Origin of the sequence: Vibrio sp. zbq_1 (assembly GCF_043102935.1) — a bacterium.
GTDB lineage: Bacteria > Pseudomonadota > Gammaproteobacteria > Enterobacterales > Vibrionaceae > Vibrio > Vibrio parahaemolyticus.
In genome coordinates this window covers 20727-41959 of the sequence record NZ_JBICJH010000014.1, presented here as the reverse complement: position 1 = coordinate 41959, position 21233 = coordinate 20727, and the positions used below count along the sequence as shown (strand labels likewise).

Genomic DNA, 21233 nt, shown 5'->3' with positions numbered 1-21233 from the left:
TAACTCTGTTAACTCATACGAAGCAATGAATCTGAAGACTTATCCATCTCTTCAGCGGTGCTCATCATTTTGACCTGCATTTCAAACTGACGTTGAAGGTCAATCAAAGCGGTCATTTCACCTACGGCATTCACGTTACTACCTTCAATCGCACCGGTTTGGATGCTGATAGAGCCGTCTGCTTCGTAAGGCTGGTTTGGAGTTTTATGGCGGAATAAGCCATTGGTATCTTTAAACAAGTTTTGATCGTCTGTGCGCACAAGCTTAATACGATCAACCACTTCTAATTCTTCAGCCGGCGCACCTTGAGGCAGTACAGAGATGGTGCCGTCACGACCGATTTCGATTTTGGAGACTGGGATTGGCAAGGTAATTGGCGCATCGTTTTCGCCCAACACCACATGACCGCTTGCATTCGTTAACAAGCCGTTTTGATCCACTTTTAGGTTACCGTTACGCGTCAAACCTTCTTTGCCAGTTTGATCCATAACAGAAATCCAGCCGCTGCCTTCTACCGTAATATCGAGGTCACGACCGGTTGTGATCACACTACCTTGCGCAAAGTTATGTCCTGGACGTTCCGTCATACTGAATACACGTGAAGGCAAACCTTCACCATAAGCTTGCATAGAGCGAGCTTGTGCTAAATCAGCACGGAAGCCAGTTGTACTCACGTTTGCCAGGTTGTTGGCACGCAATTGCAGGGCCTGCATATTTTGCTTGGCGCCGCTCATTGCGAGAAACAGTGCGCGATCCATAAATTACTCCAAAAGTTCTCTGTACAAGGGAGTAAAAGCAATAGTTATGCCAACATTAAAATAATATTATTAATCAAAAGCTTGAATATAAATTGAGGGTTTTCAGATGGCAATTCAGGATGAATCAGCCAAGAGAGAGGCAATGTTTTGATCCGCCTAGCGGCAACAGCGGCAAGCCAGAGATCAAAGCATGCCCAACCTGAACTGAGGTATTTTCAGGTTGAGCACCAGATGAATGTCATGATGTCATCAAACGATACGGCCAGTGCACGCAGCGTTTGATTAAACAGATGATAGAGCTATCTAACGAGCGCTCTAACGAATCTGCAGGATATTTTGTTGTAGCTGGTTGTGTACTTCTAGCGCACGTGAGTTCGCTTGGAAGTTACGCTGAGCAGAGATCAGATCCACCAGCTCTTGAGTCATATCAATGTTTGATTGCTCTAGCATACCGTTGTTAATAGTACCGAAAGAGCCTTTGTTTGATTCACCCCAGATCTTGTCACCAGAGAACTGAGTTGAATCCCATTGAGTACCGCCTTTCTTATCCAGACCTTGCTCGTTTGGAACACGCACTAGCGCCACACGACCCAATGTTACGTTTTCACCGTTTGAGTAAGTACCCAATACGCTGCCGTTTTCATCAAAGTCTACTTTAGTCAGGAAGCCCGTTGTCGCTCCATCTTCATCGAACTTAGTCAGTTCAAATGGTGCAGCAAACTGAGTCGCTGAGCCTAAACCAAAGTTAAGTGTTTGCGCAGGATCCGCACCGTTTAAATCCACTGGGTTAGTGTTTGTCGCAGGATCGCCCAACGCTACCGATGTGATTGGCTGACCGTTATTTAGGCTTGCCAATGTACCATCGTTGTTGAACTTCATCGTGTGACCAACGTGACCCGTTGGCGTTGCAGCATCACCGTTAGCAACGTTCAATGGCTTCTCACCGCCTTTGTCTGTCACTGTGTAGTAAGTTTGCCACGTGTTCGGCTGAGTTTGGTCTTTCAAGTAGTAAGTCGTTAGCTTGTAAGACTGACCCATCGAGTCATAAATCGTTGAAGAAGTCGAACGGTTGTATGTATCTGGATCTGAGAAATCAAACTGAGTCGGATCTTTCAAATCACCATTAGCCGGTAAGTTCACACCCACTTCAATGTTCGCTGTTTGCTTTGGCTTACCAAATTCTGCAGGAATATTGATTGGCTGTGGCTCGTAAGATGAAACCTCACCAGACTCAGGGTTTACTTGGTAACCAAGTAGGAACTCATCGTTCGCCGTTACCATGTAGTTTTCTTTGTTCAAATGGAACGCACCGTTACGTGTCATTTCATTTTGTTGTGGGATAAGGCGATCTTTCGCTACCGCGAAGAAACCTGTACCCGATACACGCAAATCCATTGGGTTGTTGGTGTAAATGCTTGAACCTTCGTGGAACTGTTGCGCCACTTGGTTCGCTTGTGCACCGCCACCCGGAGTGGTTTTTGCGTTAGTGAACAAAGAGTTTGAGTACACATCGCTGAATTCCGCACGAGACTCTTTAAAGCCGTACGTGTTGGCGTTCGCAATGTTGTTACTGGTGGTGTTCAAATCCAGTTGAGCGGAGGACAAACCGCTTAAAGATACATATGACATTCCAAAATCTCCTAACCTGACGCGCTATTGAATTACGCTTTGCCGACTTCCAATACTTCTGCAAGTCGAACTGGCGATTCAAAACCTGCCAGATTGAGTAATACGTTTCCGTCGCCCTTACCTAGCAATACACTGTTCACGTTTGCGTAAGTAGACACTGGGAACTCTTGCGACTCCCCATCTACCAAGCCAGACGCTTTCACATTGTATTTGCCAGCAGGCATTGGATTTCCGTTTTCATCATTACCGTCCCAAAGCACACGAGTGTCGCCGGCTGGTTTCGCACCTACCTCAAAAGTACGCACCAATTGGCCCGCTTCGTTTTCCACTCGAACAAACAGGTTGTCGAGAGGTTGTGCAAGCTTAACCATTGCCGCCATTGTTGCATTGTCTTGCTTTACACCCGCCGCGCCTGGGACCAATACGTCACGACCAACCAAAGAGGAAGCTTGTAACGCTTGGTTTGATGTCATTGACGAGTTCAAACTCTCGAACTGAGAGTTCATCTTGCCGATGCCATCTACGGTCGCAAATGACGCCATTTGCGCAATCATCTGGTCATTACCTACCGGCTTAAAAGGGTCCTGCTGAGACAATTGCTTGGTGAGCAAAGATAGGAAGTCTTCCTGTTTCAGGTCCTGCTTACCTGTGCTCTCTTCAGTCTTCTTGTTCTCTTGTAGGCTTTTAAGCTGGTCGATATAGGACAAGCCGCTTTGACCAACGTTGTTAATTCCGGCCATACGCTACCCCCTTATCCTTATTGACCCATCTGCAGCGTACGCAGCAGCATTTGTTTACTAGAATCCGCTACTTGCACATTGGTTTGGTATGCGCGAGAAGCCGAAATCATGTTTGCCATTTCTTCCATTACATTCACGTTAGGCTTGTAGATGTAGCCTTCGTCGTTTGCAAGGGGATGGTCTGGGTTGTACTCCGCATTCAGCGGTTTGTCGCTTTCTACAATACCCATCACTTTTACTGGCACCGTATCACCGCCACGCATGGCGTTACTTAACTCTGCACCAAATACAGCATGACGCGCTTTGTAAGTGTCTTTCGCAGAGCTGCTGACACTGTCGGCGTTCGCCAAGTTGCTTGAGGTAGTATTCAGACGAACGGATTCAGCGCTCATTGCGGAACCTGTCACATTGAAAACGTTAAATAAGCTCATCTAAATTATTCCCCTTTGATTGCTTTGGTTAAGTTCTTGAATTTACTGCCTAGAAAGTCGAGTGATGCTTGGTGTCTGATTTGGTTTTGCATAAACAAGTTACGCTCTAAATCCAAATCTACCGTGTTGCCATCGCCCGTATCTGGTTGCGTAGGAAGACGATATAGCTTGTCCCCGACCAAGGTTGTAGTGGCAGGAATGTGCCGACCATCTGTGCGGCTAAGACCAATGCTTGCCCCGGATGTTGCCGCCTGCAATTCCTTAGCAAAGTCTAAACCTCTTGATTTGTAGCCAGGCGTGTTTGCTTGCGCGATGTTAGTGGAAATCACCTCCGCGTTGCGCTCACGTACGCCCACCGTGTACTGGTGGATGCCTAATGCATTGTCAAAAGATATAGCCATGTTTGCCTCTACAGTAAGAACTGACCGTTATTAATAACTAAAAAGCAATTAGCGTGCCAAAAATAGAGCATGCCGTTTTGCCGCTTCAGTTACCGACGTCATGGATTGCAATAAACAAGCCAAAGTGATTGATGGAGTGTCATATCGAACCGAGTAATCAGCTCGGCTCACTAAAAATATACACCCTATGCTTGTGCGCAGGCAAAAATGGTCGTGGCTTTTACAACAGAGATGGGAAAACGACAGCAACAGTTGGGAAACAGGGGCGAGAGTGAAACCAAGCGAATAAAGAATAGTGAGAAAAGAAAAGCCTGACACGAGGTCAGGCTTTTTAAATCATTAAAAGAGTCAGCTAGTAAGCGTGTTGCTACTTTAGCTTATAAATAATGCCCGGGTTGCAGCGCACCATTTCAAATTTGTCCGTTAAACCCGTCAGTGACTCTGACGCCCCCAGCAGCAAGTAACCGCCTGGGTTTAGGCTGCTTGCCATTTGGTTTAGTACTTTAGACTTCATCTCTGGTGAGAAGTAAATCAGTACGTTACGACAGAAAATGATGTCGAATTTACCCATCAACGCGTAGCTGTCCATCAAGTTTTGAGGACGGAAGTTCACTAGGCGTTTAACGTTGTCTTTCACTTTCATGCGGCCATCGCCTGCATCTTCAAAGAAGGTGCGACGACGCTCAGGCGAAAGCCCACGCCCTAGCGCTAGGTTGTCGTAAACACCAGCACGACACATATCTAGCATGCTTGCAGAAATGTCTGTTGCGGTGATCGACACGCTTGGCAATAAACCTGGTTTACGCTGCTGAGTTTCCAAAATGGTCATTGCCATTGAGTAAGGTTCTTGACCTGACGAGCTGGCTGCTGACCAAATTTTGATTGGACGCTTGTTTGCCGCCATCTCCGGCAATAGTTTGTCAGCTAATACCGTGAACGGATAAGTATCTCGGAACCACAATGTTTCGTTAGTCGTCATCGCATCAACAGCGGCAACTCGTAGTTCACGGTTACGGCCTGTCACGACATCACGTAGCAAATCCGACAGCGACGCCAGCTTGAACTTTGTCACAAGCGGGCTCAGTCGGCTGCGTACTAGGTATTGCTTACTGTCACCTAATACGATGCCACATTGTGATTCTAGAAAACGGCTAAAGTCACGATACTCTTGATCACTGATTGTAATAGCAGTCATTAATGTCTCTTTTATTGTGTTAATGCAGATTTAACCGCGTTACCCAATTCATCTGGGTTAAATTTCGCAATGAAGGTGTTAGCACCTACGCGCTCAACCATGGCTTGGTTGAAGACGCCACTCAATGAGGAGTGCAGGATAACATAAAGGTTCTTCAAATCTGCATTTCGGCGAATTTCGGCCGTTAGTGTGTAGCCATCCATCTCTGGCATTTCGATATCTGAAATGACCAAAGAAATCTGATCGTAGATGCTACCTTCTTGTGCCATTTCAAGCAGCTTATTGTACGCTTCTTTACCATCTTTCACAGAGACAACTTCAAAACCAATTGAAGTAATTGCACGTTCAACCTGCTTACGTGCCACCGTTGAGTCATCAGCAATCAGAATGCGACGTACGATAGGCTTTTCTTGCTCCGCTTGTGCGATTTCTTCACCGATGGTTGAATCCATGGTTTCATCAACTGGCGCGATTTCAGCCAGGATTTTTTCCACGTCTAGGATTTCAACAAGTTCGTTATCGATATTCGTCACAGCAGTTAGGTAGTGCGCTTTACCTGCGCCATCTGGCGGCGGCAAAATCGCTTCCCAGTGCATGTTGATAATACGCTCAACCGATGATACCAAAAATGCTTGGATCGTACGGTTAAATTCAGCGATAACAACAAAACATTTATCAATATCGGTGGTTGGGCGGCCACCAATTGCCAGGCTCAAATCAATTACTGACACGGTATGGCCACGGATATGAGCAATACCTTTTACCAGAGGGTGTAGATTTGGCATAGAAGTCAGCTTAGGGCACTGAAGTACTTCTTTTACTTTGAATACGTTGATGCCGTAACGCTGTCGCCCCATCAGTCGAAAGGTCAATAATTCCAATCGGTTCTGACCGACGAGTTGCGTACGCTGATTCACCGAGTCAAGAATCCCCGTCATATGCTCATCTCCATCTCAAACTTTTTGTTTTTAAATGATACTCTACCACTGGCAAGCATGATACCAGGGAGACAGTATGGCGTATTTCACTATAACTTCGACAACATTGACTATGACAATATGTAGAGCGCTATTTACAAAGTACGCTAAGTCTATCGGCATTTTGCTCAGTATGTTTAGTTTTTTTGTTCATTCGGCAACAGATAATCAGATAGAACAAATAAAATTGGCAGCAGAACAACATATTCTTGCCACGGTAGAGCAGCCAGCCGGAGGTGAATTGACTGTGAATGCGGCAGACATTGACTCTCGAATCAAGGCAACAGATTGCCCTGAACCACTCGACACTTCGGCCTCTTCCACCAGCAGCACCCGCAGCAATATCAATGTGTTGGTAGAATGTCCTGCCGATGACTGGAAAGTGTATGTCCCTGTTCGTGTCTCCTCTTCAGTACCGATGATCGTCGCAACTCGACAACTTGGCCGAGGTGAGATCATCAGCGCATCCGACGTCACGACGTCCATGATTGAGCTTCAACGCTTTCGCAAAGATGGCTTTTCCAGCTTCGAACAAGTGGTCGGTGCGAAGTTAAAACGTAGCGTTCGTCTTGGTGACGTGGTTGAGCGCAACGATGTTTGCGTGGTTTGCCGTAATGAAAAAGTGACAATAAAAGCCGTAAAATCAGGCATGACGATCACAACACAAGGCACAGCATTGCAAGATGGAGCCACGGGCGATCAAGTAAGAGTGAAAAATGACAAGTCACAACGTATAATAGAGGGCATAGTGACTGACATTGCGGAAATTACCGTCACCTTTTAACCTTTATTTAGGTAGCACAACCGCATTGTGAAAATTGATCAATAAAAATGCAAAAAATGATTAAAGTTATCGTTTAGTTGGTCGATAGTCTGGATACCAGTATTACGATACAAGGCAAAGGTTAAACATGGCAGGTATAGATAATATACGTTCAGGGCAAATGATGTCGACGACCAGTCGCGCGCCTGCACGTAACGATTCAAGTGCGACATCAAGCGCAACTGAATCGAAAAAGGCGCCAGCTCAACAAGACGCTGTATCGCTAAGCCAACAAAGTAAAGCCGTCAGCAAACTCCAAAAGGATATGGCAGCTTCTCCGGCTTACGACAGTGCGAAAGTAGCGGCAATCAAAGAAGCAATCGCAAACGGTTCATACCGCGTTGACCCAGAAAAACTGGCCGACAATATGATCAAGTTTGAAAACGAATTGCAAGGCAAAAGCTAACTGACTTAGGCCCAAGGTAAGTATTTATGGCAGCATTAGTCGATCTCGTAAACTTTCAACTAGAAAATGCTAAGGCACTTTCTACTGTTTTACGTCAGGAAACACAGGCGATTACTGCGCGTGTCTCTTCTGAAATCGAAAGCATCGCCAAACAAAAAATGACACTCATTGATCAGCTAAGAACCACTGATCAGCGAATTGCCTCTCACCCGCATGTCAATCAACTTACCGAAGATGAGCACCTAAGTCAGGTTGTAGCCCAAATCCAATCCATCGTGCTGGACTGTCAACAAGTCAATCGCGTGAATGGAGAATCCCTCAGCCGTGCTCAATTGAGTTTTAACAAGCTCAATAACATGCTTCAACACACTCACGGCAAGATCGGTATGACCTACAATGCCGGCGGCAAAACCCACACCATTTCAACGCTAGGCACCAATATTAAAGCCTAACGCTCTAGCCTCTCCTTCCTCATTAGGCAAAACCATCAAATCGAACCCATAAAAAAGCGACCAATTGTTGCCAATCAGCCGCTCGAAAAGATTATCTGTTTATTTAGTGAAGTGGTTTTAGAACAAGGTTTGCTGACGCTTCTCAGGCACTTGTTGAACTTCACCGTAATCGCGTAGCTTATCCATCTTACGGATATCCAAACGTAACTCTGTTACGTAACTGTCTTCAACTAAGTAACTGCGCACGACCTCTGCACCGCGAATCACGCCATCGACCGCGCCACTCGTGCTTTCAATGCCAAGACGCTGATCTTCAAGTTCGGCACGACCGCTTACTCGCATGCCGTAAACTTGCTCTGCTAACTCACGATACGCATCAATTTTTGATGCTCGCATCGCGCGCACACGTTTTTCTTCTACCGTGCGGCCAGTTTGTTCGCTTACGCTTGCATAACCTACCGCCACTAAAATTTCATCTTGGCGCATCTGTTGTAACGGCTGACATCCCACAAGCACCAAGGTGGCAATAATAAATAATAACTTCTTCATGGTTCTATCCTATGGGCGGAGAATCACAGTGTATGGCTGGCGAATGGTTGGGTCTGAACGAATCAACACGCCATCTTGGGTACGGATGCTATTTAGCGTATCCAAATCACGGCCGATTCGGTCTGCAGGCAAGAATCCTTGCGCTGTGGCAACCACAACACGGCTTTGCATACCAACAACGCGAGCATTAACCAATACGCCACCTTCTTGACGAAGCATGGTTCCCGTTAACACATACTGAATTTGCTGCTCTTGCGCCAGATCTTGCCAGTCACGGCTTAAGGCAAAGTCGCCTTGCTGCGTCACTTGGATAGATCCTGTCGTTTTAAAATCGACGACTTTAAAACCGCGACGTTGGAACTGATGGATAAATCCTTCAGATACAGAGTTGCCCAACCAGTTGGTCGCATCCATGTTTTGCAGGTCAACAAACGATGTGATAGCAATTGGTGTACGTGCAGAAACGGCAACGTTAGATACCATCAAATCTTCTGTCATGCTCTCAATAAAGAAGTCCATCGTATGACGCGGACTGTCCATCAACATGAACTGGCTGCCTGAATACGGTTCTTTACCATTATAAATCGGTGAGTACGCGCACGATGTCAAAAGCGTCATCATCGATGCGGCGACAAGCCACTTTTTCATGGTTTGATTCTCCAGATAATCTTGGGTGGCACTGTTCTTTCACAATTCCTTACTGAGTAAAGGTAATATTGGAACAGTCTTTGCTTTTCTTTGTTTGTCGAACTAAGAAAACGCCACCAAACTTCACTGAAATTGATATAGCAATATTTATACCCGAACGGTCATACCCAATGAAAAAAATATTATTTAGCCTACTTTCAATCACTTTCGTTATGCTTCTGCCATTTCGTGCAGTGGCGTCTTGGTACGAAGTGACAGGCGTTGCCACGATCGTTTCTTCTGAAGATGCGGCAAGGCTCCATGCGTTGGAAGACGCTCTATTCAAAGCCGTCAACTTTTCGGGCGCAGACATTGGCAGCATCAGTAATTTGATGCCGCTATTGGAAGAAAACCGCAAAGAATATCAGTTTACTAACCATGAGGTGCGCTACATTCTCGTGGAATCTGAGCGCAAACGCGGTGGTAAAATGGAAATGAAGATCCGAGTGGACATCTATCCATCGGCAACGGGTTGCCACACGGATCAATACAAAAAGACTATTTTGGTCGGTAACATTGACGTTGCCTCTCCCCAACAAGCTGTCATGGGGCAAATCTACCAAGTGGGTGACGATTTCAGCAAAGTCGTTAATCGCCAATTGGATCAAACCTCGCGCAGCTTCGTTTCTGTTGGCACGACAGACTACTCAATCAGCAGCAATTATCCAGCTCGCACTCAAATGATTGCGCAGGACAACGGCGCACAATACATTATTGGCGGCGTGATTACTGACTTAACGGCAACGATTGAATCTCAACTCTTAAAAGACGACATCATTAACCGTCAGTTTGCTTTAGAGATGAAAGTCTTCGATGGCAAGACAGGCCATGAAGTCTTCAACAAAGCCTACCGCGAAGTCGCGCGTTGGCCATTCGCCAAAACCAGCCAAGTTGATACTCGTAGTGCACGTTTCTGGGCATCGACCTATGGCGAAATGATGCTACGCGTCAGCCGCAACATCATGTTAGACCTCGAGTCCGAACTGTCTTGCAAGATTACCCTACCGGAAGTGGTGGCCGTTTTTGGCAACACCGTCACGATGGATCTGGGCCGCATGCACGGCGTAAAAGAAGGTGACAAACTGCAACTGTGGCACACGGCATCATTCATCGATCAAAAGGGTTTGCCACGTAATAAAGTGTCGCAAAGCGAGATCACGCTGACGGTCTCTCGCATCTATGAACAAGAAGCAGAATTGACGATTGATCAGCCGAATTTGGCGTCCAGCGTTCAAATTGGCGATGTAATGAACAAGATCTTATAAAAGGTCACATTAAGCCTTGAGATATGCTTACTTTTGAATATCATAGACAACGCATCTTATTTGATTATGCCTGTCTAAGTAACTAACAAGTTAGCACTAGGGTTAAAGAAATCAGCAGCATGGCTGTGAATTTGTTTCACCTGTAGCAATAACCCAATAGTTACTGTGATTGGTATTACGCCCTCATGGCACAGCTGGATAGCGCAGTCCCCTCCTAAGGGACAGGTCGTAGGTTCGAATCCTACTGGGGGCGCCATATCATAGCCTTAGCTCACCGTTGAGCTAAGGCTTTTTTATACGCGTTTATCGGGCTCATTTCCCACACACAACGTTCTCTTCCCGATAATCCAAACGCCCACCAGCAGCATATTGCCGCTTCTGGTCAAACCTCATGCGGGTTGAAAACGCTCGCCGTCGCCCTTAATTACTTCACAGTTACTATTTACAGTTTTGTATTTTATTACTTTAATTATTTATGAGTTTTGCTTACCCTCTCGACTATTAATAAAAATATTAGTTAGCACTATGTCTAAGAGCAATTTAATTACTAACACTGGACACCGCTTTATTTCGAAAGGCAAGACTGCCTTTAAGATCCACATTCATACTCCTGACGATACTGTTTTGCATCGCTCAGTGGGTTTTGTTCGTATTGGAGAGAAAAAGGGCTTGAAGAAAGCCATCAAACTAAGAAATGAGTTGGGTAGAGAAATGTGGGGCAAGTTTTGGCGACGTCTATTAAAAGACCCGTACTTAATGACGCGTCTGCCGCACAGCGTGGAGCCTAAAATCGTTCATAAGCCTAACCCTACCCTAGAGAACCCAGACAACCGAGACACTTGTTACATTGCGAAATGGCGCGAGTTTAACGATAAGGGTGAATACAAATACAAGACGGTAGTACGTTCGATTAACAAATACGGCAAACTTGCCGCTTACATGCAAACGAAAAAGGCACTACTAGAAGCCCACAAAGAGAACTTAGAAATCCTCACTTTTATGGGCCGACTCAACAGCATCGATCTGAAGTAATCCACTCTCGTACTTACACAGCTTAAAAGCGCTTCAGACAAATTTCGCTTCACTGCTAAAAATGATTTCGAGAGTTGAACCTCTATCGAACGAAAAAAGAGAACCCGTCATCAACCGGTTCTCTTTTTTTGTGTCCACCATTCACAAATTAAGCGATACAAAATGAACAGATAAAAAAAAGCCCCGAAGAGCGAACTCTTCGGGGCATTCAGCTTTAGGCTGCTATTCTACGGTCGGATAGGAGCTTATTGCTGAACTTGGTATTCGAACTCAGGTACAACGATTTCTACACGACGGTTTTGTTGACGACCTTCACGAGTATCGTTTGATGCGATTGGGTTGTTTTCACCTTCACCGCGAGCTTGGATGCGTGATGCATCGATGCCTTTTTCAACTAGCGCGTTTGCTACAGACTCAGCACGTTTCTCAGAAACTTTTTGGTTGTATGCTGCAGCGCCTGAAGTATCTGTGTAACCAATTACTTCAACCTTCGCTTGTGGGTGCTCGTTTAGGAAAGCAACTAGGTTGTCTAGTTTAGAAGCGCTTTCTGGTTTAAGTGTTGTGCTGTTTAGGTCAAAGCTACCAGTACCGATAGTTTGAGTTTCGAAAGTTTTAGTAACCACTACTGGCTCAACAACTTCTTCTACAACTACTTCTTCAACTACTGGCTCTTCTTCAACTACTACTGGCTCATCGTTGCCGCCGAATTTGAAAGAAACACCTAGAGTTGCAGAGTTACCAGCTGCTTTGCTTACGTTGTTGCTAATGTCAGTAATTGTTTGGTATTCCGCACGTGCTGTAACGTTTTGGCTTAGGTTGAATTCAACACCAGCTGCGCCTAGGTAAGAGTAATCATCTTTACCGTCGAACATTACGTAAGCACCACCAACTTTACCGTAAAGTGCGATGTCTTGAGTGATTGGTAGGCTGAATTTAGGAGCAAGAGTGATTGCTTCTACGTGGCCACCGAAAGAAGTTTGATCGAAATCACCAACGTTGTCGAAACCAGCTTCTAGTGCAATGTAGTCATTGAATTCGTAACCAACGAAAGCACCAAGAGTTGAGCCATCTTTGTCACAAGATTGACCTGCTACACAAGCATCTTCCAACCAAGATTTACCCATTTTACCGCCCACGTATACTTCTGCTTGAGCTGCTGAAGCCATAAGTAAAGACGCTGAAATTACCGCTGCTAGTTTTTTCATTATTGATTCCTCTAAAGAAGTACTTTTTTTTAATTCGATGACGAAATGCGCCGCCTAATAACACTGACGTTGTATTTCAATTCTTTTTATTCATTCCTTGAGTGGATACCGAAGCAACTTCCGCTTTATGCACATGCAAAAAATTTATGGAAAGTCACTTGGGTATATTTCCAGTGCAGTGATGCATATCGTTATCGAGTTCTCACTGACGGGTTGAACTATAACGCTAAGAAATCACGAGACAAATCCCAAAACTGTCAATTTCGTGTCATCAAAAAGTTCTACATTATGTGATCTTAAGCACTCCAAGACCCACCCCGTCAACCACGCAAACGTTTGCGTCACTTTTTAAAACCAGACAGCTAAAGCAAGTTTATTTCTCAATATTGAGACAATAATTAGGGAACTTTAGGATTTATAAATATAAATCAGAGAGATATTTTGAATGCGAACGGTTAATTTTCATTCATATTAGGCATATATGGATTACAAAAACTTATCCATTTTTGAACAACTAAAAAGCAAAACGAGCAGTTTATATCCTTAGCAAGATTAAGCTTTATAGTGCTGTGAACCTTCAGATACAAAAAAGCCGCGACAAATATCGCGGCTTAGAATGACTATTTATTCAGTCTAATTATGCGTTTGCTTCACGCTCAGCAATGAACTCTAGCGCCATTTTGATGCGAGCAACACAACGTTCTTTGCCGATCAACGCCATTACAGCATCAACAGAAGGTGATTGACCGCCGCCTGTTACTGCAACACGAAGTGGCATACCGATTTTACCCATGCCAATTTCAAGCTCTGCACATACGTCAGCGATCATTTGGTGTAGATTTTCTGTCGTCCACTCTGTGATCGCTTCCACTTTCGCAAGTGCTACTTCTAGAGGTTCTTTCGCTACGCCACGTAGGTGCTTCTTCGCTGCGCCCGCTTCAAACTCAGAGAAATCTTCGTAGAAGTAACGAATTTGCTCAGCAAGCTCAACAAGAGTATGACAACGCTCACCGACTAGCTTGATCACGTCAGTGATCGCAGGGCCGTTTGTTACGTCCAGTTTTTGCTGATCTAGATGCCATTGTAGATGCTCTGCAACATACGCAGGATCTGAGTTCTTGATATAGTGGTTGTTCAACCATTGCAGTTTATCCGTGTTGAAAGCAGACGCTGACTTAGATACTGCGTTTAGGCTGAACAAGTTGATCATCTCTTCTTGAGAGAAGATTTCTTGGTCGCCATGAGACCAACCTAGACGCACTAAGTAGTTGTTTAGTGCCGCAGGCAGGTAACCCATATCACGGTATTGCATTACTGATACTGCACCATGACGCTTAGACAGTTTCGCACCGTCATCACCCAAGATCATTGCACAGTGTGCAAACGTTGGTACTGGCGCACCTAGTGCTTCGTAGATGTTGATTTGACGAGGCGTGTTGTTGATGTGGTCTTCGCCACGAACAACGTGAGTGATACCCATGTCCCAGTCATCCACTACTACACAGAAGTTGTAAGTAGGTGAACCGTCAGTACGACGAATGATTAGGTCATCCATTTGATCGTTGCGGATTTCGATACGGCCACGAATTTGGTCTTCGAATACTACGCTACCCTCTTTTGGGTTACGGAAACGGATAACGCATGGGTCACCGTCTTTTGCCGCTTCGTTTGCCGCTTTGATTTTTGGATGGTTTGCATCGTAACGAGGCATTTCTTTGTTTGCTTCTTGCTCTGCACGGATTTCATCTAGCAGCTCTTTAGACGCGTAACACTTGTACGCTTTGTCTTCAGCAAGAAGCTTATCAACCATTTCGTTGTAACGATCAAAACGTTGAGTTTGGTAGTAAGGACCTTCATCCCACTCCAAGCCTAGCCATTCCATGCCTTCTAGAATCGCATCAACGGCTTCCTGAGAGTTACGTTCAAGGTCTGTATCTTCGATACGTAGAACGAATTCGCCACCTTGGTTTTTAGCGTATAGCCAAGAGTAAAGTGCAGTACGCGCACCACCAACGTGTAGATAGCCAGTTGGGCTAGGAGCAAAACGAGTTTTAACCGTCATTTGAGTTCCTTAGGGGTAATGAGCAACGAGAGGGCTCTCGTTGTGATGTCAAGGATAAAAGTGGCGACATTTTACCACCGTAAGTCAATTCTACAATCGGTTTGACACCAGAAATACAAACAGGGCAGCACCAATATAGGTACTGCCCTCTTATTTATTGTTTAAGCGCGAGACGAAATTACTTCAGGTTACGCATCGCCCATTGCATGAACTCTTGTTGCTCTTCACGGCTGAGTTCATTGAACGACTCTTTCAATGTTTTCGTCACCGCAGGAGATTGTGCGATACTGCTCTTAGTCGCTTGTTTGTTCATTGCGTTGTTGTAGTCGGCCACTTCTCGCTCGTAATCACGAAAACCTTGCAAACCACCTTTACGGAGCTGAACCATAGAGAAATCCACTTCTTTTCCGTTCTTATCCTTTAGTATCACTTTTGGATCGAGTTCGAAGGCTTTCGCTTCTTCAATGGTGCGGAAGGTTTTGTAAGTCAGAGAAAGTTCAGCATCTTTTTCTGCATCAAACTCTAATAAAAGAGGCTGCGAATCAAACTTACGGCGCTTTCCATCTTCAAACACAATTTGACCAACAGTCACCGCTAACTGGTTTTCACCGTCTTTTAGCTCGATACTGTTGTTGTCAGAGATCCACTCAGGGTAAACGAACTCACCATTAATAACGCGAGGCACTAATTCCTTTTGCAGAGTCAACTGAGCAGCGAAGGCAGGCGCAGAAAGGATTGCGCAAATTCCAAGAAGTGTCGTTGTTTTTTTCATCATGGTTTCTCACTTTATACCAATTTAGATAAGCCACTGAAACTTACAGGCCAGTTATTTCAATGACTTATATGAATAAGTATCAAGATAAAAAGGGCGTTTCCGCCCTTTAAGCTGCTTCTTTATTAGAAGTAGTATTCAACACCTACAGAGAACTCATCGTAGTCAGCTGACTTCCAACGCGCTTCTGCTGGTTTATCTAGTTGAGACGCACCGTCACCGAAGTCTAGAGTACGAGCACGTACGTAAAGCACTGCAGATGGGTCTACGAAGTACATAACTTGTGCAGATAGTACATCGTCTGCTGTATCGTTAATTGTCTTACCGTCACGTTCTAGGTCGAAGTTCGCTGCGTAACCTAGCTTGTACTGCCAGTCACCTGTTGTGTACATCAGACCTGCAGACATTGCATCTTGCTTCTCGTTCACGCCGTTGCTTGCGTCCGCTTCCATGTATTTGTATTGAGCGAAGAACGAAATACCGTTATCAAACCAACCTTGAACACCAACTAGGTACGTGTTGTTTTCCCAAGTTTGACCTTCAGATTCAATGTTACGGTTACCTTCGTAAGCAGCATCCAATTGTAGTGGACCTAACTTGTAGTGAGCCGCGATGCCACCCCAGTAATCATCACCAGCACCCAGACCCGCTTTATCACCAGCACCCGCTGCGATGTCTAGAGAGAACTTGTCTGCGTACATTGGAGAGTCCCAACGAATGGTGTTTGATTGACGATCTTGGTACTTAGCACCACCGATTGCACCACCCCAGTCGTAAACATCGCCTAGACCTGGGTTAGATGCTGGCCAGTCAACCAACTCGTACATAGGTGTCAAAACACGACCTAGACGAACTTGACCCCAAGAAGCACTTTCAAAACCGACGAATGTGTCACGCTCACCAAGACCAGCACCCTCGCCACCAAAGCTAGGGTCTACGTAACCACCTTCGATTTGCCAAATAAAGGTAGGACCGAAGTTAGCAAATTGTTTTTTACCACGGAAACCGATACGAGATTCGTTGTTTAGCTGCATGCCACCTAGGTCGTCATCCGTTGCTTTGCTGCCAGAATCGTAATCGCGGTACGCGGCCTGCATCGCGATGATCCCGTAAACTTCATAAGAGAAAGAATCTTTTGTTAGGTACTCTTTCGCAGCATCGCTGTTTGCGCCATCAGCAAGAGCTGCACCACTGAACATCATGCCTGTGATTGCCGTAGCAAGTAGGCTTTTCTTTAGGTAAGACATTTTTAACCCCTATATTTTTAGTTTTTTCCATTTTCAAATTCGCTAACTAGGACATTGCAGGAACTTGAAACAATGTTTGGACGGGGCAAATATGACAAACTTTTTTCGCAGTAAAAAACTTTCCCAGCAGCAATCTGAGCAAGTTCAAAATGAGAAGATCAAAAACAATATCAATCCTTATTTTTCAATCACTTACATGGATAAATAAAAACATAAAAACGTCAAAAGTGAGTTTTTACGCTGTTCTGACATAAGAAAAGCTTCAAATTCGTGAGTGACTTCATTCATGTTTTAGGAGTTTTAACGGAACTTTATATTCAGAGAGAAAAAACCTTGAGATCACTCGCAACACAACAGAGGAAGAAACGGAGTTTTACTGACAGTTTTGACGAAATTGTTTCGCCAATGAAATGCTTGACCTTCCCCTTGATGTAAGGTTTAAGCTCTTTACATCGCTATTATTGAGGACAAGTTTATGAACCAGTTTGTTGTACCGTTATCGGGGCTCAACTGCATGGGTTGTGCAAGGAAAGTAGAGAAAGCGTTACACGCTAATCACGATGTTGAAATCATCAATTTGTCTCCGACCTCTGTAGAATTAAAGACGGATGCGTCTTTATCTGACGTGGTCGCCTCAATTGAATCCCTTGGTTACCAAGCTGGCACCCATTATGAGCTCCAACTATCGGGGCTAAGCTGCGGTGGCTGCGTGAAAAAACTCTCTTCTTTATTAGAGTCCAATCAAGATATTGTCTCTTTCGAAGCTTCGACAACGCACTTACGCATTCATACTCTGCTGACACAAGAGCAAGTCATCGATTTGGTGGCAAGCTTAGGCTATAGCGCGAGTGCCGAAGTGATCACAGAAGCAAATACAGAAACAAATGTATCAGCTCCCCAAAAGGCAGAAACGTCAACTCAAGTTGAGCAGCAGCATCACGGTGAGCCTGAAGTTAAAATTGAAGAGCTACCACCAGCAGGCGCGACACAATTACAAATGCTGATTCAAGGGATGACGTGTGCCAGCTGTGTTGCCTCTGTTGAAAAAGCGCTGACTCAAGTCCAAGGCGTTGAAAAAGCGCAAGTCAACCTGGCTGAGCAAAGTGCGTTGGTCTTTGTCGATAACGATTCTGACGACTTGCACGCCGAGATTTTAGAATCGGTTAAACAAGCCGGGTATCAGGGTGAAATTCTACAAGACTCCGCAACCCAGCAAGAAAAACAAGCGCAGCAACAACGTCAGCAGCAAAAACGCTTCAAACTGGATGCTATTGCTGGCCTTGTCGTCGGTGCCCCTTTAATGATTTGGGGCGTTGCTGGCGGCAATATGATGATTCGCAACACCAACGACCAATTAGCTTGGGGCGCGATCGGTATCGTATGTTTGCTCCTTCTTGCCACGGCGGGTAAACACTTCTTTAGTAACGCTTGGTTAGCGGCCACTCACAAACGCGCCACAATGGATACCTTGGTTGCACTCGGTACGGGTGCGGCATGGTTTTACTCGATGTTGGTGGTGATTTTTCCTGACTGGTTCCCAATGGCTTCTCGTCATGTCTATTTTGAAGCCAGCGCGATGATCATTGGTTTGATTTCACTTGGTCACTATATAGAAGCTAAAGCTAAGGCGAACACAACGCGTTCCTTACAAGCGTTGATTAACTTACAACCTCAGCAAGCTACGGTAATCACGGAACAAGGCGACCAACAAATAACGGTTGAGCAAATCACGTTGGGCATGAAACTGCGTATCAAACCCGGCGAAAAAGTGCCTGTTGATGGCGTTGTGACTCAAGGTGAATCGTACATTGATGAATCTATGCTCACTGGTGAACCTGTTCCTGTATTAAAAGCGCAAGAGGCTCAAGTCTCCGCAGGTACTTTGAACACAGATGGAGCCTTAATCATTGAGGCAACGGGCATTGGCGCAAATACCATGCTGGCTCGAATCATCCGCATGGTGCGCACAGCGCAAAGCAGTAAGCCTGCCATCGCGAAATTGGCAGACCAGATTTCATCGGTGTTTGTCCCTGTCGTTGTTGGTATAGCAATACTGGCCGCGCTCGTTTGGTTTGCCGTTGGCCCAGAGCCAAAAGCGAGTTATATGCTTGTGGTCACCACAACGGTACTGATCATCGCCTGCCCTTGTGCTCTAGGCTTAGCAACCCCACTTTCTGTCACGGTGGGAGTGGGTAAGGCCGCTGAACTCGGCATTTTGATCAAAGACGCCGATGCTCTGCAATTGGCAAGCAAAGTCGACACGGTTGTGTTCGACAAAACGGGCACACTGACCCAAGGAAAACCGAGCGTTCAGCAAGTGTTTACTCACGCCACCAGTCAAGAAGATCTATTGGCTTTAGCGTATGCGGCAGAGCGTCAGTCTGAGCACCCACTGGCAAAAGCGGTGTGTGATTATGCCAAACAACACAACGCAAAAGACGTCTCATTAGACAAGTTTGAGAACGTTCGCGGACGCGGCATTTTGGCGACGTATCAAGATAAACCGCTGCTTATTGGTTCGCTGCAGTTCATGCAAGCAGAAAACGTAGAGACCAGCGCACTGAAACCAGACATCGATGAATGCGCAAAAAATGCGTGGACTCCGGTAGCTGTGGCATTGAACGGCGAACTGATCGGTCTGATTGCCATTGCCGACCCGATCAAATCAGATGCGAAACAAGCGCTCTCTGCATTAAAATCGCAAGGCATCAAAACGGTAATGCTGACGGGTGATAACCAACACGTTGCCAATGCTATCGGCCAAGAACTTGGTATTGATGAAGTGATCGCCCAAGTAATGCCAGATGAAAAAGCTCAGCACATTGAGCAACTTCAATCTCAAGGACATGTCGTGGCAATGGTGGGGGATGGCATTAACGACGCCCCTGCTCTCGCGTTAGCCAACCTTGGTATTGCCATGGGTAGCGGCAGTGATGTCGCCATTGAAAGTTCGCAAATGACCATCCTGAACACGTCACCAATGGCGGTAGTACATGCGATTGAACTGTCTCGCGCTACACTTAAAAATATGAAGCAAAACCTATTTGGTGCCTTTGTTTACAACTCGTTGGGTATTCCAGTTGCCGCTGGCGTGCTTTACCCAGCGTTTGGATTTTTGCTCAGTCCTGTTGTCGCGGGAGCGGCAATGGCACTGTCTTCAATTACTGTCGTTAGTAATGCAAATCGACTACGACTGTTTTCAGTAAAATAACCACTTCTTTTTGAGGGTAATATGAAGTTGAAACTATTGACCTTTGCAATGCTTGCGACCGTGTCCGCCAACGTATTGGCAGCCGATGTCATTAACCACAAATCGCCATACTGTGGCTGTTGTGGAGAATGGACAAAACACATGGAAGAGAACGGCTTTACGGTCGAAGAAAAATTGCACGATGACATGAACGCCATCAAACGCGATCTAGGCATCAAGAACGAACAGCTTTACTCTTGCCACACGGCAGAGATCAACGGCTATGTGTTCGAAGGTCACATTCCAGCCGAAGACATTAAAGCGTTCTTAGAAAATCCACCACGTAACGCGAAAGGTTTAACTGTACCAGGTATGCCAATGGGCTCTCCAGGTATGGAATATGGCGACAAAAAAGACAGCTACACGGTCTACGCCTTTAACGAAAAAGGCCAAGTTTTCGAATACCGCCGCCACGAAGGTAACGACAAGTAATAAGAAAGCCCAGCAAACCAATTGCTGGGCTTTTTCTTAATGGACAGTTAAGACAAATATAAAATTAGAAGCCGTAAGAAGCACCAAATACAAAAGCGTTATTCACTAGGCTGTCACCACTCGCGTTTTCTGCGCCATGAGCTTGAGAGCGTAATTCAAAGTAAGGCTGAACACCTTTACGCGTCCATGTCGCACGGAACTCGTGATCCATAGTTTCTGCTTCAATCATGTAAACGTTGTTGTAGCTCAGCGTCACATCTTCATTCATCACGTAACCGATGCGGTTATCCATGCGGTAATCTGTATCCGCATCTGCGTCTGTCGCGTCGATGTGAGCACGAGTACGGTTACTTAATGAGATGCCGTTATCGAAGTTGTAGCCGATCTTAACCAGTGGGCGATATTGCACGTTCTCACCGGCAGAAAACAGGTGTTGGTAACCCGCCGCAACCCATAGATGATCGGTAATGTTGAATGACTGCTCACCACCCACGGTAATTGCAGGAGTCGTATTGCCTGCACCGCCATTTTCAGTTTCCAACTTACCCAGTTGAATACCATCAAACTCAGTGTAAACCGTAAAGCCACCAAATTGGTTATCAAAAGTATGACCAGCTTCAAGGGTAGACGTCACGTCAGAGCCATGAATTCGACCATCATCGTGGAATTGAACGTTACCCGTTACGTAAGAAGAACCAGCAAAAGCGCTAGAAGCGAAAGCGAGTGAAAGAGCACTCAGTGCAAAGATGTTTTTCATAATTACTGCCTTTAATTATTCACGTTATGCGATGGTTCCATGGGCTTCTTTTCCCGATCATCGCAAGCCTTGGAATGTGCCTCCGTGGCGGTGGCCATACTGAAATAATTAATTCGCAATGGAAAATAAATCCGTTTAAAAAGTGATCTCGTTCAAACCCGAC

General features: G+C 45.5%; 21 protein-coding genes and 1 tRNA gene. 8 read left to right on the top strand and 14 right to left on the bottom strand.

Going from position 1 to position 21233, the window contains the following annotated elements; translation table 11 throughout:
* Window positions 1-8: 8 nt before the first annotated feature.
* The 7 genes from ACF8CV_RS07980 to ACF8CV_RS07950 form a co-directional block, all read right to left on the bottom strand.
* Window positions 9-758, bottom strand: coding sequence for a flagellar basal body rod protein FlgF (locus ACF8CV_RS07980; RefSeq protein WP_005425588.1), 750 nt, complete (start codon window positions 756-758; stop codon window positions 9-11).
* Between the two features lie 315 nt (window positions 759-1073).
* Window positions 1074-2387 carry a flagellar hook protein FlgE gene (flgE, locus tag ACF8CV_RS07975; RefSeq protein ID WP_009705674.1) on the bottom strand — a complete coding sequence of 438 codons (1314 nt, stop codon included), beginning with the start codon at window positions 2385-2387 and terminating at the stop codon, window positions 1074-1076.
* A gap of 32 nt (window positions 2388-2419) precedes the next feature.
* Window positions 2420-3127, bottom strand: coding sequence for a flagellar hook assembly protein FlgD (gene flgD / locus ACF8CV_RS07970; RefSeq protein ID WP_005425626.1), 708 nt, complete (start codon window positions 3125-3127; stop codon window positions 2420-2422).
* Window positions 3128-3144: 17 nt separating this feature from the next.
* A complete protein-coding gene (gene flgC, locus ACF8CV_RS07965; protein ID WP_005425613.1) occupies window positions 3145-3558 on the bottom strand; it encodes a flagellar basal body rod protein FlgC in 414 nt (137 codons plus the stop codon).
* 5 nt (window positions 3559-3563) lie between these two features.
* Window positions 3564-3959 (bottom strand): flagellar basal body rod protein FlgB, encoded by a 396-nt coding sequence (flgB, locus tag ACF8CV_RS07960; RefSeq protein WP_005425594.1) that lies wholly within the window; start codon window positions 3957-3959, stop codon window positions 3564-3566.
* A gap of 367 nt (window positions 3960-4326) precedes the next feature.
* Entirely contained in the window at window positions 4327-5154 is an 828-nt protein-coding gene (locus tag ACF8CV_RS07955) for a protein-glutamate O-methyltransferase (RefSeq protein ID WP_208870985.1), read from the bottom strand.
* An 11-nt stretch (window positions 5155-5165) separates the two neighbouring features.
* Window positions 5166-6092, bottom strand: coding sequence for a chemotaxis protein CheV (locus ACF8CV_RS07950; RefSeq protein WP_208870986.1), 927 nt, complete (start codon window positions 6090-6092; stop codon window positions 5166-5168).
* A gap of 76 nt (window positions 6093-6168) precedes the next feature.
* Between ACF8CV_RS07950 and flgA the strand changes: the two genes are divergently transcribed.
* The 3 genes from flgA to ACF8CV_RS07935 all read left to right on the top strand — a co-directional run bounded on the left by flgA (window position 6169) and on the right by ACF8CV_RS07935 (window position 7812).
* Window positions 6169-6915: a flagellar basal body P-ring formation chaperone FlgA gene (flgA, locus tag ACF8CV_RS07945; RefSeq protein ID WP_005486752.1), complete on the top strand. Its 747-nt coding sequence runs from the start codon at window positions 6169-6171 to the stop codon at window positions 6913-6915.
* Between the two features lie 127 nt (window positions 6916-7042).
* The gene (flgM, locus tag ACF8CV_RS07940) at window positions 7043-7360 is read left to right on the top strand and encodes a flagellar biosynthesis anti-sigma factor FlgM (RefSeq protein ID WP_005453996.1); all 318 of its coding nucleotides are present in this window, start codon (window positions 7043-7045) and stop codon (window positions 7358-7360) included.
* A gap of 26 nt (window positions 7361-7386) precedes the next feature.
* Entirely contained in the window at window positions 7387-7812 is a 426-nt protein-coding gene (locus ACF8CV_RS07935) for a flagella synthesis protein FlgN (protein ID WP_005454011.1), read from the top strand.
* Between the two features lie 117 nt (window positions 7813-7929).
* On the opposite strand, the gene flgP is transcribed toward ACF8CV_RS07935, so the two are convergent.
* Together flgP and ACF8CV_RS07925 are read right to left on the bottom strand one after the other, a co-directional pair.
* On the bottom strand, window positions 7930-8361 hold the full coding sequence (gene flgP, locus ACF8CV_RS07930; protein WP_005453982.1) for a flagellar assembly lipoprotein FlgP: 432 nt from the start codon (window positions 8359-8361) through the stop codon (window positions 7930-7932).
* A gap of 9 nt (window positions 8362-8370) precedes the next feature.
* Entirely contained in the window at window positions 8371-9009 is a 639-nt protein-coding gene (locus tag ACF8CV_RS07925; protein WP_005382013.1) for a FlgO family outer membrane protein, read from the bottom strand.
* A 170-nt stretch (window positions 9010-9179) separates the two neighbouring features.
* Between ACF8CV_RS07925 and ACF8CV_RS07920 the strand changes: the two genes are divergently transcribed.
* The 3 genes from ACF8CV_RS07920 (at window position 9180) to ACF8CV_RS07910 (ending at window position 11345) form a co-directional block, all read left to right on the top strand.
* Entirely contained in the window at window positions 9180-10313 is a 1134-nt protein-coding gene (locus tag ACF8CV_RS07920; protein WP_005496141.1) for a flagellar assembly protein FlgT, read from the top strand.
* Between the two features lie 179 nt (window positions 10314-10492).
* A tRNA-Arg gene (locus tag ACF8CV_RS07915) sits at window positions 10493-10569 on the top strand.
* Between the two features lie 269 nt (window positions 10570-10838).
* Window positions 10839-11345 (top strand): hypothetical protein, encoded by a 507-nt coding sequence (locus tag ACF8CV_RS07910; RefSeq protein WP_005482262.1) that lies wholly within the window; start codon window positions 10839-10841, stop codon window positions 11343-11345.
* Between the two features lie 245 nt (window positions 11346-11590).
* On the opposite strand, the gene ACF8CV_RS07905 is transcribed toward ACF8CV_RS07910, so the two are convergent.
* From ACF8CV_RS07905 to chiP, 4 genes are all read right to left on the bottom strand, one after another.
* Entirely contained in the window at window positions 11591-12550 is a 960-nt protein-coding gene (locus tag ACF8CV_RS07905; protein ID WP_025500673.1) for an OmpA family protein, read from the bottom strand.
* A 637-nt stretch (window positions 12551-13187) separates the two neighbouring features.
* Window positions 13188-14612, bottom strand: coding sequence for a glutamate--tRNA ligase (gene gltX / locus ACF8CV_RS07900; RefSeq protein ID WP_005482241.1), 1425 nt, complete (start codon window positions 14610-14612; stop codon window positions 13188-13190).
* 178 nt (window positions 14613-14790) lie between these two features.
* The gene (locus tag ACF8CV_RS07895) at window positions 14791-15387 is read right to left on the bottom strand and encodes a DUF2057 domain-containing protein (RefSeq protein ID WP_020840215.1); all 597 of its coding nucleotides are present in this window, start codon (window positions 15385-15387) and stop codon (window positions 14791-14793) included.
* 122 nt (window positions 15388-15509) lie between these two features.
* Entirely contained in the window at window positions 15510-16631 is a 1122-nt protein-coding gene (chiP, locus tag ACF8CV_RS07890) for a chitoporin (protein WP_005454008.1), read from the bottom strand.
* A 475-nt stretch (window positions 16632-17106) separates the two neighbouring features.
* Between chiP and ACF8CV_RS07885 the strand changes: the two genes are divergently transcribed.
* Both ACF8CV_RS07885 and ACF8CV_RS07880 read left to right on the top strand, forming a co-directional pair.
* On the top strand, window positions 17107-19842 hold the full coding sequence (locus ACF8CV_RS07885; protein ID WP_155007045.1) for a heavy metal translocating P-type ATPase: 2736 nt from the start codon (window positions 17107-17109) through the stop codon (window positions 19840-19842).
* A 21-nt stretch (window positions 19843-19863) separates the two neighbouring features.
* The gene (locus tag ACF8CV_RS07880) at window positions 19864-20313 is read left to right on the top strand and encodes a DUF411 domain-containing protein (RefSeq protein WP_005454003.1); all 450 of its coding nucleotides are present in this window, start codon (window positions 19864-19866) and stop codon (window positions 20311-20313) included.
* A gap of 64 nt (window positions 20314-20377) precedes the next feature.
* Here the strand turns inward: ACF8CV_RS07880 and ACF8CV_RS07875 are convergent, their stop codons facing one another.
* The gene (locus tag ACF8CV_RS07875; protein ID WP_005453980.1) at window positions 20378-21070 is read right to left on the bottom strand and encodes an oligogalacturonate-specific porin KdgM family protein; all 693 of its coding nucleotides are present in this window, start codon (window positions 21068-21070) and stop codon (window positions 20378-20380) included.
* Window positions 21071-21233 lie beyond the last annotated feature (163 nt).